The following is a 12608-nucleotide window of genomic DNA, read 5'->3' as shown; positions in this document are numbered from 1 at the left end:
CGGTCGGCGAGACGCTCTCGCCGACAGCTTCAACGTGGGAGGTTTTCATGATCCACATTAAAGATATCGCGCAGCGTCCGGCCAAGGCGGATGTCGAAGCGCTTGCCAAATTCTCTCCCGCCACGATCCATGAGGCGCAGGGACGTCGCGGCGCATTGTCCTCGCGGCTGAAGCCGGTCGATTATCGCATGAAACTCTGCGGCCCGGCCTTCACGGTCAAATGCGCGCCGCGCGACAACATCATGCTGCAGCTTGCCATCAACTATGCCAAGCCGGGTGACATCATCGTCGTTTCCGCCGGCGAATATGAAGAAGCCGGCTCCTTCGGTGACGTGCTCGCCAATGCTTGCCTCGCAAAAGGCATCGGCGGCCTGGTAACGGATACCGGCGTGCGCGACACGCTGCAGCTGCGGGACCTCGGCTTTCCGGTCTTCTCGCTCAGCGTCTGCATCAAGGGTACGGTCAAGGAGACCATTGCGGCGGTCAACGATCAGGTGATCGTCGGCGGCGAGATCATCAATCCGGGCGATATCATCGTCGGCGACGCTGATGGCCTTGTGGTCGTCAGGCGCGAGGAGGCACAGGAAGCGGCCAGGCTTTCGCAGGCCCGCGAAGATGCCGAGGCCGGTTACATCGAAGCCTACAAGCAGGGCAAGTCGGTGATCGAGGTCAGCAAGCTCGAGCCGGTTCTGAAAGCCAAGGGCCTCGTGGTCGATATCTGAGACAAGTCCGGACAATGGGCAACGGCGGCGACTGCCGCCGTGTGAGCCTTATGGGAGGAGAGACTATGAAAGCGGTTGTCATCCACGCGGCGAAGGATCTGCGGATCGAGGAACGGGAGACCGAGCAGCCCGGTCCGGGGCAGGTCGAGGTGGCTATCGAAGCGGGTGGCATCTGCGGCTCCGACCTGCATTATTACAATCATGGCGGCTTCGGCACCGTGCGCGTGCGGGAGCCGATGATCCTCGGCCATGAGGTGGCCGGCACCATCAAGGCTTTGGGAGAGGGTGTCTCCGGCCTTGCCGTTGGCGACCGCGTTGCCGTATCGCCGAGCCGGCCCTGCAACCATTGCGAATTCTGCCTGAAGGGTCAGCAGAACCAGTGCCTGAACATGCGCTTTTATGGCTCCGCCATGCCCATGCCGCATATTCAGGGGGCATTCCGTCAGCGTCTCGTCGCCGAGGCATATCAGTGCCACAAGGTACGGGATGGCGTCTCCATCCATGAAGCGGCCATGGCCGAACCTTTCGCGGTAACGCTGCATGGCGTCAACCGTGCCGGCGCATTGACCGACAAACGCGTTCTCGTCACCGGCTGTGGGCCGATCGGTGCGCTTGCCATCATCGCCGCCCGCGCCCATGGCGCCCGGGAAATCGTCGCAACCGATGTCATGGATGCGGTTCTGCAAAAGGCGCTCGCCATCGGCGCCGACCGTGTCATCAATGTCGCCGATGACCCGGATGCGCTCTCCGCCTATTCGGCAAACAAGGGTTATTTCGATGTGCAATTCGAGGCGTCCGGCAATGAAAGAGCCGTCCGTTCTGGTCTTGAAGCGCTGAAACCGCGTTCCACCGTGGTTCAGCTCGGTCTTGGCGGCGATGTGTCCATTCCGCAGAATATGGTGGTCGCCAAGGAAATCGAGATGAAGGGCACCTTCCGGTTCCATGAGGAATTCGGACTTGCCGTCGATTTCATCAACCAGCGCCGTGTCGACCTGAAGCCCCTGCTGACTGGAACCTTTCCGCTAGAAGAGGCGGTTGCGGCATTCGAAACCGCCGGTGACAGGAGCAGGTCGATGAAGGTTCAACTCGCCTTTTAACGGGTGCCGGTACCCGATTTCGAAACGGCCGCAGGACGATTCCGATTGCGGCCGTTTGTGCGCGGTTGAAAGATCATTCGGGCCGTGACCGGACAAAGCGCTGTTCCAGAACCTCGCTTCCCCACTGGCTGCCCGGATGTTCCTCGACGCATGCGAAACCATGGGCTTCGTAAAGGTGCCGTGCGGCCAAAAGGCCGTTGAATGTCCAGAGATGGGTTTCGGCAAAGCCCTTTTCATCGACGAAGGCCAGTGCGGTTTCCAGCAGCCTGCGTCCGACACCGCCACCGCGCACGCCGTCATCAACGATGAACCAGCGCAGATGTGCAATATCCGCTCCGAGATCTTCGCCATCGATAGCGACGGAGCCGATGATCTCCTGTCCGCGCATTGCGACCCAGATGGCATTCTTCGGGCTTTCGAGCCGGTTGGAAAAAGCGGCGAGGCCTTCGGCCACGACGGATTCGAAACGTTGGCCGAAGCCGGATGTCCGGGCGTAATAAAGCGCATGCATCTGCGTGATCCGGGCAATGATGCCGGGTCTGTATCCTTCCCGTATCTCCATGGAGGGAGCAACGGTATCGGTCCTGTCTCCCAGCGCATCGGCGTAAAGACGAAGCCCCTGGAGGATCGTGTCGGCATCCGTCGATGTAAGCTGCGTCAGGGCGCCGGAGACCTGCCGGTTCGCGAAGCCATGAATGGCGCTCACCTGTTCTTGTCCCTGACCTGTAAGACGCAGCCGCTTGATGCGGCTGTCTCCTTCATCCGTTTCTTCGCGAACATCGCCCGACAGGACGAGCTTGCGCAGCATGCGGCTGACACTCGATTTTTCAAGCCGCAGAAGTTTTCCCAGATCCCGCGCCGTGATGTCGGGGCATGCCTCGATCTCAATCAGGGCATGCACGGCGGAGGGCGGCAGATCGGTGCCTGCAAAATCTCCCCCCATGAAGCCGAGTTCGCGGACGAGCCGGCGGGAGGTGGACCGTATGTCGTTTATGGGGAATGGCTGTTGGGGCACGTTCAATCCATTATGGTTGCATCATGCAACCATAATCATATTCCGCCTGACTTGCCAAGATTGCTCCCGACGTAAAAGGCTGGCTTTCTCAGCAAAAGCGGGCAATCTGCTCTTCCGGTCGCCGACAATGGCGGCTAAACCGATATTATCGGCAAGATGGATATTCGCTGAGATCGCGCGGCGGGACTTTACCTGCGCCGTTTGCGGCAGTTGATTATCCGGCTATGGAGCAGGCATGCCCGACACGCCCCGATTTTTCCGTTACGCGGTTTTAGCGGCCATGTTTCCCGTGGCCGTCCTCGGTCTGGTGGCAACCCCGAACGAATATCGCGCCATCGGCGTCGAGGCCGTCGATTGCGATGGCCCCATATCCGTTCTGATTGCCGCCGTGCCGGCGCTTGCGGCCTATGCAATTATCGGCTGGATGTTTCTCTCCGGAGCCAAACGCCATCGCTCGCTGATTTCAGCCTGTTTTTGCGGACTTGTTTGCCTGGCGCTCGTCTGGAATATCGGCATAGCTCTTCAGGAACAGCGACGAAACGCGGCTGAAACGGCATGCGGTTTCAGTAGTCGGTTGTGACCGCGCTTCGCCCCAGTTCTTCCCTAACGCCCGCCTGTTCAACGGAACCGAAGGTTCCGGCGTGTGAGCTGATCGACGGAGGTGCAGCCCATCAGCTTCATGCCGCGCTCTATTTCGATACGCATCAGCTCGAGCGCCCGTTCGACGCCCGGTTGCCCGGCAGCAGCCAAGGGGAAAAGATAATAGCGGCCGAGCCCCACCGCTTTTGCGCCGAGAGACAATGCTTTCAGAACATGGGTGCCGCGCTGTACGCCGCCATCCATCATCACGTCGATCCGGTCGCCGACCGCATCGACGATCTCGGCCAACTGATCGAAGGCGCTGCGGGAGCCATCGAGCTGACGCCCGCCGTGATTGGAAAGCACGATGCCGCTGCAGCCGATCTCCACGGCGCGTCTGGCGTCATCCACCGACATGATGCCTTTTAAGCAGAACGGCCCGCCCCATTCGCGCACCATTTGCGCCACATCGTCCCAGTTCATCGAAGGGTCGAGCATGTCGGTGAAATAGCGGCTGATGGAAAGAGCGCCGCCGTCCATTTTAATGTGGTCGTCGAGCTGCGGCAGGCTGAAGCGCTCATGCGTTAGGTAATTGATGCCCCAGGCCGGCTTGATGGCGAATTGCGCGATGCCGGAAAGATTGAGCTTGAACGGAATGGCAAAGCCGGTCCGCTTGTCGCGCTCGCGGTTGCCGCCGGTAATGCTGTCCACCGTCAGCATCATCGTCTCGACACCGGCGCTCTTGGCGCGCGCCATCATATCGCGGTTGAGGCCGCGATCCTTGTGGAAATAGAACTGATAGACCTGCGGGCCGCCGCTGATCCGGCGCGCTTCTTCAAGGCTCGTGGTGCCGAGCGAGGAGACGCCGAACATCGTACCGTATTTCCCCGCCGCTGCCGCAACCGCCCGTTCCCCCTGATGGTGGAAGAGGCGTTGCAGCGCCGTCGGCGAACAATAGACCGGCATGGAAAGCTTCTGCCCCATGACGGTGACCGACATATCCACATCCGCTACGCCCCGCAGCACATCGGGAACGAGATCGCATTTTTCAAAGGCGGCCGTGTTTCGCCGATACGTCACCTCGTCATCGGCGGCGCCGTCTATATAATTGAAGATCGGTCCGGGCAGACGCTGTTTGGCCATGCGGCGAAAATCGTGGAAATTATAGCAGTCTTTGAGTTGCATCTTTTACTCGACCGGTCCGGTTTGAAAGCTTTCAAAAGAGTGTCGGAAACCTATACCGGAGATTTAGAGCGGGCAATCAGGCCACGGACGATTTCCGCAGGCTCGAAGCGATGGATGCCGCGAGGTTGAAACGGCAGGAGATGTTCCGCATCGAGAAGCTTCGCTGAAAGCCAGAGAACCGACATCCACATTTCCGTGCCCTGCAGCCCGGCCGGATGCCCCTCGGCGAAGGCAAATCCCCTGTTTCTTTGCCAGCGTCCCTCATTTTGGCGCAGAATTTCGCGGGCGATTTCCTTCGCCTCGTCCTGCCGGTGATCCGTCTGTTTCAGGCACAGAAGAAGCGGATGGATCGTATCGAGCAGGTTGCAGGCATTAAAATCCTCGCCATGGAAACCGCCATAGGCACGATAATTGGCGATAACGGAGTCAATTGCTGCTTCCGGATGGGGAAGGGGCAGGCCGAACTGTGCGTAAGAGCCGCGGGTAAGCCGGTAAAAGCCGTTGACCGGTTGCAGCAGGCCCTGTGCGGCAGTCGGCTCACCCCAAAGCCCGGTGGTTTTATCCACATTCATCGCCAGCCAGCCGAAGAGAACGGTGAGGTTGTCGCCGGATGTGAAATAGCGCCTGTTGAAATAAAGCGCGGTGGCAATGGCGTCTATGGTGGCGCCGCAATGCCATGCACGGCTTTGCCATGGCAATTCTTCCAGCAGGAGGATGAGTTCGTCGGCGCGCAGACGCTCCACGAAAGCGATTGGCTGTTTCGGCGTAGCACCGAAACATTCAAGCCCATATCCGGCAGCCAGAATATTATAGAGGACGGCAGGGTCCTTCTCGGGAGGCGTCGAGGGGCGGTGGTGACGGTTAAGAAACAGCCCCGTTTCCCGATTCTGCAGGGCCTGAAGAGTGGCCACGGTTTTTACGGCATCGAAAGCAATAGTCTCCTGCCCGAAGGCTGCTGCGATCTCGATGGCATCGCACAGGTGCCTGACGCTTTCGACCTCACGTCCGGATGCATCGGCGGAACGATAGATGCCATCCTCGCCATAGGAGCGGATAGCGGCAAGCCAGTCGTCGGCAATCTCCTTGCCGAGTTGTTGCAGCAGGCCATCGGGTTCCATCAGCGTCGGCGCAGCCGCTTTTTCTCCGCGATATCGCAGAACCCGGGCGGGAACGCCGCCTGCCATGGCCATGGCGGGAATGTCCTTCGCCACCACGGCGCCTGCGGCAATAATTGCGCCGCACCCTATCTTCACGCCATCCAGCACAACCGCATTGGCGCCGATCCAGACGTCGTCGCCGATCTCTATCCCGAGTGAGGTCAGCGGTTGGCGATAGATCGGAGTTTCAATGTCGTCGAAGCCATGGTTGAAGCCAACGATGCTGACATGTGAGGCGATGCGCACGCCGTTGCCGATTGTGACCTTACCGGAAAGACAGGCATAGGGGTTGATCGAGACATTTTCGCCGAGTTCGATATCGCCGCGTACGATTGCGTAACCGGCGATCCACGACTGCGCACCCATCAATAGCCTGTCCGTATGCACCTCCGCCTTGTCGGCAATGTACACGCCCTGCCCGAAAACGGCGTTGGCAGAGCGCTCGAGGCCACGCAGCCGCGCCTGATGGTCGGGGCTGTCGATATCCTCCTGCTTCCGCTCCCAGGTCAGGATGTTCAGCCGATCCGGTCTCTGGGGAACACCCGGTGTGTCGTATGTCATCTCCGTCAGCCTGCGCGGTTTTCATCGAGAGCATGGGCGGGAATGCGCCGCCCCGCTCGCTTGAATATCTCTTCCAACCTCGGGAGATCGGGACTTTCGGGGAGGGCAGCCAATGCGGCCTCTGCCTCTTTGCCGGCCGGCAGTGCCAGGGCCGCCGTCACCAGCAGCGTTTCGCCGGAGGCGATGGCGCCGCGCAATTGCGGAACAAGCGTTCTGGCGTGAATGAGGTTGGTATTGGCGATTGCCTGATGGCACACGCCTTCGCGCCTTATATCTCTCGAAAGATCGACGATGATGCTGGTGTCAGTCTGTCCGTAACAGACGGCGCGACCTTCACTCGCCTCGGTGCGGTCGCGGTTGAAATCGGCGCGTTCTATGGCAAATCCGCCTTCTGATGTTTGCAGCGGGCGCGGTGTGCGGATGCGGTGCAGCCTTATGTGCCAGGGGTTTTGCGGCACGAGCCAGGTTTCGATCTCGACATCCGCCCATGGCCGCCAGCGAGAATAGAGGCAATCCTCGGCGATCAACGCCTCTTCCATCGTCTCGCGGGTGCGGAAGTGCACGCCGTCGTCGGAGAGGCCGAGCATGCCATCGAAACTCGCAGCGGCGAAATGCCGGTCATCCGCCTCGATATTGAAGGCATAACGGGTGGAATAGACGAATTTCGAATATTTTTCCTGCGCGCCGCGCATCCTGTCGTGCTGCTGCCCGGAGGACAGGACCACGATATTGCCCGGCGTATGAAAGGCCACCATGCCCGGCTCAGCGAGGGGAACCGGTTCGGCAAATTCCTGCGGTTCGGCTTCTTCCGCAGTCCAGAACGGGTGATCGGCGGGCAGCGCCAGCGGCAGAAAAAATTTGAGCGCCCAATAGGGCGAGCAGGGAGAATTGTAGCTCTCGCTCATCAGAAGATTTGGATAGGCGTATCCGACCGACAGGACGCCGTCGCGGTCCGCGATCGGCCGCTTCGACCACCAGCGGATATGGCGCATGTAATAACCCTTGATCTCTGGCCACGGCAGCGCTTCCAGACCGGAAAAGGCAAGAGCGCCCCAGAAACCGCCTGCCGCAAAACGGTAGGTCTGGCTGCGCCCGAAGGCGAGCGAGGCCCCGTCGGGGCCGAACCAGTGGCGTATGTCACGCGCGAAAATGCGCGAGCGTTCGAGCAAGCGTGTCTTTCGCGTGTCGTCGCCTTTCGCCAGCACCGTATAGATCAGGCCGTAAAAATGCATGGCGAAGGGAATATAATGGTCGACCCGGCGCACCGGCCCGTCGCGATACCAGCCGTTGCCTATATCGAAAGCCTCGAGTTCATCGAGATAGGTTTGGGTCTTGGTCCGGTCGAATTCCACACCGACCCGCTCCAGCCCGAGATCGATCAGAACGCGGAAGAATTTCCAGTTATTGTCGACGAATTCCCGCTCGCGGGCGGACAGAAGATAGGCGGCGACAGCCTGCCTGTCCGTTTCGGCAAGCGGCTCCCAGATATGTTCGGGAACCATGGCAAGCGCAAATCCTATCGCCGCCAGTTCGACCAGCCGCTGGTGCCGATCAGCCGTATCGCCCCAATATTCGGGATGGGCGGGGTTGGCGCCCTTGGCCAGTCCACGCCTGTAGAGATCCCAATGGGGAAAATCATAACCGCCGGCGGCGAGCGGAACGATGCCCCATAATGGCCGGGCAAAACCCTCCAGCTCCGCCGCAGGAAAATCGAAAATCGCCCCCGTTGCTCCAAGCCGGACGCGCGAGCCGCCCGGTGAAAAACAGGCAAGCAGCGGGTTGAAGAGATCGATCACCGCCTTTGCGAGATCGTCCCTGCCGAGAAGCGGATTGTGAAAGAGCGGATTGGCTGTGGCGGTCTCGTGAGGCACGGTGACGGATGTCCGGAATTCATGATCAAAGGAAAGGGCCGCAGGCTCATCGCCCGCGGCCCTGTGGCAATTATTTGATGGCCTTGACGCCGTCATTCATGTCCTTGATGCCGTCATCAATGGAGATATTGTCGGTCATCAGCGCGTCATGCACGCGGTTAAGAACGACTTCGATCTTCGCCGCATTCGGGTTGACCGCCATTTCCAGATAGGCCTTGCCGGCCTGCAGCGCGTCCTTGCTGTTCTGGTCCTGCGGGAAGCCCGGCAGCGCTGCGATCTTCTCGGCCACATCATCGGTTCTGAGTGCAGGGAAAGTGCCGGTAGAGGCGATGATCGCCGCACCTTCAGGTCCGGTAACGAAGTGGATGAAGTCAAGCGCCGCTTCCTTGTGGCCGGAATTGGCATTGACCGACAATCCGGCAATCTGCGCGGCCGTCGCGCCTGCCGCCACACCATCCGGATGGGGGAACTTCACGATGCCCCAATTGACGCTTTTCGACTCGCCGGATTTCACCTTGGCGATCTGAGTGCCGACAAACCATGTGCCCATGGGCAGCATGCCGATCGTTCCGTTGAAAAACAGAGCGGAATAATGGGTGTTCGATGTTTTCAGCGAGGCATAGGACGGTATCGCGCCGCTCTTCTGCAGGGCAAGCGCACGCTCATACCAGGGTTTCAGGAATTCATAATTACCGTCCACAAGCGTGTGCTTGCCATCCTGAATACCGGGGAGCTGCACCGTCGAACGCCAGGTGTGCAGCAGCGCGCCATAGGTGCGGTTTGCGCCCATGCCGCCCTTCAGCTTGCCGGCGATCTCATCGAACTGCGCCCAGCTCATGTCATTGGTGGGGTAAGGCACGCCCGCCTTGTCGAAAATATCCTTGTTGTAATAGACCACCCAGAAATCCGAGCGGAACGGCAGGGCGTAAATCTTGCCGTCAATGGTCAGCTCCTCGATCAGGCCGCCATAGGGGGCCGTCTCGATCTTCTGGTCCTTGATGAAGCCGCTGAGATCGGTGATGTTGCCGGCGCGCACCAGATTGGCGTAGCCGGGCACATCCTTGATGGTGACGACATCGATATCCTTGGAGCCGCCGGTGAGCTGCGTGGATATCATCTGCGTATAATCCTGTGAGCCGAGGTCGACCACCTCGAACGTCACATTCGGATGCTTCTGCTTGTAGGCCTCCATCAAGGGCTTGAAATATGCGCCCTTGTCCAGATCCCACAGCGCCCATTTCAGCGTAACGGGCGCATCGCCCGCAGCGGACGCCGTTCCTCCCATGCCCATGGCAATGCCGAGACCGGCGGTTGCGAGAGCGAATGCACGTCTGGTTGTCTTAAACTCCATAGCCCGTTTCTCCTTCCCTGACTGATGTCGTTTTGATTCTGGTCTGCTTTAAGTGCCGCTCCCCGCCGGTTCGGGCATCCGCGCGCGTGTTTTTGCGGCGGCGTTTCTCGCTGCGAAACAGAGGGCGAACATGCCGAGCGAAAAATTGATGGTGGCCGGCATGAACACTGACACCGGATAAAAGAGGATATGCGCGAGCCAGAGCGCCGCGACGAAGCCGAGCACCGCAAGCATCGGCAATGGCCTGGTGAGCGCCAGAAACGCCGCCTGCCGCAGGGTCTCCGAAAGCCGCAGGTCCCGCTTGGCCAGAACAACACTGGCATAGGCGCTGAGGAGGATTAGAAACAGCGTGACCGCCAGGCTGATCGCAAAAGGCAGGCTATAGACGAGTTGAAGCCGGGCGGCACTGGCATAGCTGACGGTCGCATAAGCACCGGCGCTCACCAGCAGCGCGCTTAAAACCACAAGCGCGGTGCCGCGCAGGGCGAATTTCCGCAAGGCCTCGAGAAAGTCGCGCAGCAGATAGGTATTCTCGTCATTTGCGAAGGAAACAGAGATGCGGGCCATGGCCAGCATCGCCGCCGGCATCGTCACCACCGGCAGGCTGGCGATGATGAAGAGGAGGTTGAGCTTCACCATCTCCCACCATTCGCGCTTGATGATATCGAGGAAAAGGGCAAGGCCGGTCAGCGGCGGGGCGTTCTTGTCGATCCCGGCCCCTTCCTTCGTCCATAACCCTTCCAGCCATTGCATCGCGTTTCTCCCCATCGCCTCAATAAAGGATCGATCGCTCGGTGGCGGGATCGAAAAGCTGCGCATTCGTCAGATCGGCCACCAGTTCGACGGGATCGCCGATCTTCGCCCTGAAACGCGGCGAGACGCGTGCGACGAGGTTTCTGCCGCCGGAGACAAGGTTGAGATGCACTTCCGATCCCATCGGCTCCGCCAGTTCCACCGTCGCCCGGAAGGGTGCGACATTGGCGGCATCGATATCCGCCGGGGCGAATTCGTGGAAGTTTTCCGGCCGGATGCCGAGAACGATGTCCTTTCCTTCATGGGGGAGCAGGCGTGCGGTATCGATGCCTGCCGGCAGAGGCAGCGGATTGCCGTCGAACAGGGCGGTGAAGCGGTCGCCGTCGCGGCGCAGCGTGACTGGCAGCATGTTCATCTGCGGCGCGCCGATGAAACCCGCAACGAACATGTTGATCGGCCGGTCGTAAAGGTTTTGCGGCGTATCCACCTGCTGGATATGTCCGTCCTTCATCACCACGATGCGGTCCGCCATGGTCATGGCTTCCACCTGATCGTGGGTAACGTAAATGAAGGTGGCGTCCAGCCGCTTGTGGAGCTTGGAGATTTCCGAACGCATGGTGCCGCGCAGCTTGGCGTCGAGATTGGAAAGTGGCTCATCGAGCAGGAAGACTTCCGGATTGCGCACCATGGCCCGGCCGAGCGCGACACGCTGGCGCTGGCCGCCGGAGAGCGCTTTCGGCTTGCGGTTCAAGAGATGGGTGATGTCGAGAATTTTCGCCGCATCCTTGACCTTGGTGTCGATGAGATCGCGCGGCGCCTTTCTGAGTTCCAGACCGAAGGCCATGTTCTTGTAGACCGTCATGTGCGGGTAAAGCGCATAGTTCTGGAACACCATGGCGATGTCGCGATCCTTCGAGGGGACATCGTTCATCACGTCCTCGCCGATGCGCAACTCGCCGCCGGAGATTTCCTCCAGCCCGGCGATCATCCTGAGCGTCGTGGATTTTCCGCATCCGGAAGGGCCGACCAGGATGATGAATTCCTTGTCGGCAATATCCAGATCGATATCGTGAACGACCTTGAGCGCGCCGAAGGTCTTGTTGAGTTTTTTCAGGGAAATGCTAGCCATCTGTTCCTCGCGCTCACCAATAGGAAGACCAGTTGCGCGAAAGCCGGATCAGCGCTTCCAGATAATAATAATCGCCCCAGGAAACGCACTCGTCGACGCCTTCGCCCCGGCAGGTATTATGGGGCGTCTTCTTGGAATAGGTGCCGTGCAGAAGCTGCCCGTTGGAGATCGCGGGATCGCGCACCGAATAGATGTCGGCGAGGCTTTTCACCATGCGCCTTGCCAGATCGCGATATTCCGCCGCCTTTTCCGGCGTCTCCAGCTCCGCCATTTCCAGGAGGCCACAGGCGACGATGGCGGCCGCCGAGCTATCGCGCGGTTCGCCATCGCCATCCGCAAAAATCAGATCCCAATAGGGTACGAGATCGTCGGGCAGGCGTTTGAGATAGAAGGCGAGAAGCCGCTCGAAGGTGTCGCGATAGGCGGGCAGGCGCTCATATCGATAGGAAATGGCCATGCCGGCAATGCCCCAGGTCTGTCCGCGGGCCCAGTAGCTCTCATCGCTGTAACCCTGTTTTGTGACGCCGCGCACCGGCGCGCCGGTCTCCGGGTCCATGTAAAATGTATGATAGGTGGAATCGTCCGGCCGGACGGAGTGGGCAAGCGTGGTGCGGGCATGGGCAAGCGCCACGGTGCGGTAGTCTTCCCGGCCGGTTTCGCGGCTTGCCCAATAAAGCAGCGGCAGGTTCAAAAGGCAGTCGATGATGTAGCGATATTCGTTGGAATTGTCCCTGCGGCCCCAGGCCTGGATGAATTGCCCGACCGGCTGGAACCGCTCCATCAACTGGTCTGCCGCCATCAGCGCCGCGCGTCTTCCATCCTCATCGCCCACCAGTTTCCATGCGGCGATGCAGGAGGGCGAGTAGAGAAAGCCCATATCGTGATGATCGGTCTCGATGCGGTTTTCGATACGGTGCAGGAAACTCTGCACCTGAATCTGCGCCGCATGCTGAAAGGTCCTGTCGCCGGTATGTTCGAAGGCGAGCCATATCTGGCCCGGCCAAAAACCGGCGGTCCATTGATCGTTGGCGACTGCCGGGTAAAAATTCTTCACGCTCGAATGGTTCTGCGCCGCATAGGTAAATTGCGGCAGGTTGCGCCTGACCTGCGCGACGGCCACGGCCAGCGCCGCATCGATTTCGGCGGCGGTGATCGGGGTTGGGAGGGACGTGGTCAAATCGAGCATGA

11 protein-coding genes are annotated in these 12608 nt (G+C 60.0%); 3 read left to right on the top strand and 8 right to left on the bottom strand.

Annotation, left to right across the window (positions count from 1 at the left end):
- Window positions 1-47: 47 nt before the first annotated feature.
- Together PH605_RS17435 and PH605_RS17430 are read left to right on the top strand one after the other, a co-directional pair.
- Window positions 48-722: a 4-carboxy-4-hydroxy-2-oxoadipate aldolase/oxaloacetate decarboxylase gene (locus tag PH605_RS17435; protein WP_078052143.1), complete on the top strand. Its 675-nt coding sequence runs from the start codon at window positions 48-50 to the stop codon at window positions 720-722.
- A gap of 65 nt (window positions 723-787) precedes the next feature.
- The gene (locus PH605_RS17430; RefSeq protein WP_125145035.1) at window positions 788-1819 is read left to right on the top strand and encodes an L-idonate 5-dehydrogenase; all 1032 of its coding nucleotides are present in this window, start codon (window positions 788-790) and stop codon (window positions 1817-1819) included.
- Between the two features lie 73 nt (window positions 1820-1892).
- Here the strand turns inward: PH605_RS17430 and PH605_RS17425 are convergent, their stop codons facing one another.
- On the bottom strand, window positions 1893-2834 hold the full coding sequence (locus PH605_RS17425; RefSeq protein WP_142845546.1) for a bifunctional helix-turn-helix transcriptional regulator/GNAT family N-acetyltransferase: 942 nt from the start codon (window positions 2832-2834) through the stop codon (window positions 1893-1895).
- Window positions 2835-3069: 235 nt separating this feature from the next.
- Between PH605_RS17425 and PH605_RS17420 the strand changes: the two genes are divergently transcribed.
- On the top strand, window positions 3070-3414 hold the full coding sequence (locus PH605_RS17420; protein WP_142845545.1) for a hypothetical protein: 345 nt from the start codon (window positions 3070-3072) through the stop codon (window positions 3412-3414).
- Between the two features lie 38 nt (window positions 3415-3452).
- Here PH605_RS17420 and PH605_RS17415 read toward each other — a convergent pair whose 3' ends face one another.
- The 7 genes from PH605_RS17415 to PH605_RS17385 all read right to left on the bottom strand — a co-directional run bounded on the left by PH605_RS17415 (window position 3453) and on the right by PH605_RS17385 (window position 12606).
- Window positions 3453-4598, bottom strand: a complete 1146-nt coding sequence (locus PH605_RS17415) for an alpha-hydroxy acid oxidase (RefSeq protein ID WP_003519654.1) — start codon at window positions 4596-4598, stop codon at window positions 3453-3455.
- A 50-nt stretch (window positions 4599-4648) separates the two neighbouring features.
- On the bottom strand, window positions 4649-6316 hold the full coding sequence (locus tag PH605_RS17410; protein ID WP_142845544.1) for an acyltransferase: 1668 nt from the start codon (window positions 6314-6316) through the stop codon (window positions 4649-4651).
- 5 nt (window positions 6317-6321) lie between these two features.
- Window positions 6322-8187 (bottom strand): DUF2264 domain-containing protein, encoded by a 1866-nt coding sequence (locus tag PH605_RS17405; protein WP_142845543.1) that lies wholly within the window; start codon window positions 8185-8187, stop codon window positions 6322-6324.
- A gap of 70 nt (window positions 8188-8257) precedes the next feature.
- Window positions 8258-9538 (bottom strand): ABC transporter substrate-binding protein, encoded by a 1281-nt coding sequence (locus tag PH605_RS17400; RefSeq protein WP_125145029.1) that lies wholly within the window; start codon window positions 9536-9538, stop codon window positions 8258-8260.
- A 48-nt stretch (window positions 9539-9586) separates the two neighbouring features.
- Window positions 9587-10291, bottom strand: a complete 705-nt coding sequence (locus tag PH605_RS17395) for a DUF624 domain-containing protein (protein ID WP_142845542.1) — start codon at window positions 10289-10291, stop codon at window positions 9587-9589.
- A gap of 19 nt (window positions 10292-10310) precedes the next feature.
- Window positions 10311-11420 carry an ABC transporter ATP-binding protein gene (locus PH605_RS17390; protein ID WP_003519648.1) on the bottom strand — a complete coding sequence of 370 codons (1110 nt, stop codon included), beginning with the start codon at window positions 11418-11420 and terminating at the stop codon, window positions 10311-10313.
- Window positions 11421-11433: 13 nt separating this feature from the next.
- Window positions 11434-12606 (bottom strand): glycoside hydrolase family 88 protein, encoded by a 1173-nt coding sequence (locus PH605_RS17385; protein ID WP_142845541.1) that lies wholly within the window; start codon window positions 12604-12606, stop codon window positions 11434-11436.
- Window positions 12607-12608: the final 2 nt, after the last annotated feature.

The organism is Agrobacterium sp. CFBP 3001 (assembly GCF_027871605.1).
GTDB classification, from domain to species: Bacteria; Pseudomonadota; Alphaproteobacteria; order Rhizobiales; family Rhizobiaceae; genus Agrobacterium; species Agrobacterium leguminum.
The sequence above is the reverse complement of the archived record's forward strand: the minus strand, read 5'-3'. Positions and strand labels throughout refer to the sequence as shown.

Bases quoted from the DNA above. Each gene is read 5' to 3' on its own strand.
- PH605_RS17400 (WP_125145029.1), bottom strand. From the start codon at position 9,538: ATGGAGTTTAAGACAACCAGACGTGCATTCGCTCTCGCAACCGCCGGT.
- PH605_RS17395 (WP_142845542.1), bottom strand. From the start codon at position 10,291: ATGCAATGGCTGGAAGGGTTATGGACGAAGGAAGGGGCCGGGATCGAC.
- PH605_RS17415 (WP_003519654.1), bottom strand. From the start codon at position 4,598: ATGCAACTCAAAGACTGCTATAATTTCCACGATTTTCGCCGCATGGCC.
- PH605_RS17420 (WP_142845545.1), top strand. From the start codon at position 3,070: ATGCCCGACACGCCCCGATTTTTCCGTTACGCGGTTTTAGCGGCCATG.
- PH605_RS17430 (WP_125145035.1), top strand. From the start codon at position 788: ATGAAAGCGGTTGTCATCCACGCGGCGAAGGATCTGCGGATCGAGGAA.
- PH605_RS17435 (WP_078052143.1), top strand. From the start codon at position 48: ATGATCCACATTAAAGATATCGCGCAGCGTCCGGCCAAGGCGGATGTC.
- PH605_RS17410 (WP_142845544.1), bottom strand. From the start codon at position 6,316: ATGACATACGACACACCGGGTGTTCCCCAGAGACCGGATCGGCTGAAC.
- PH605_RS17385 (WP_142845541.1), bottom strand. From the start codon at position 12,606: ATGCTCGATTTGACCACGTCCCTCCCAACCCCGATCACCGCCGCCGAA.
- PH605_RS17390 (WP_003519648.1), bottom strand. From the start codon at position 11,420: ATGGCTAGCATTTCCCTGAAAAAACTCAACAAGACCTTCGGCGCGCTC.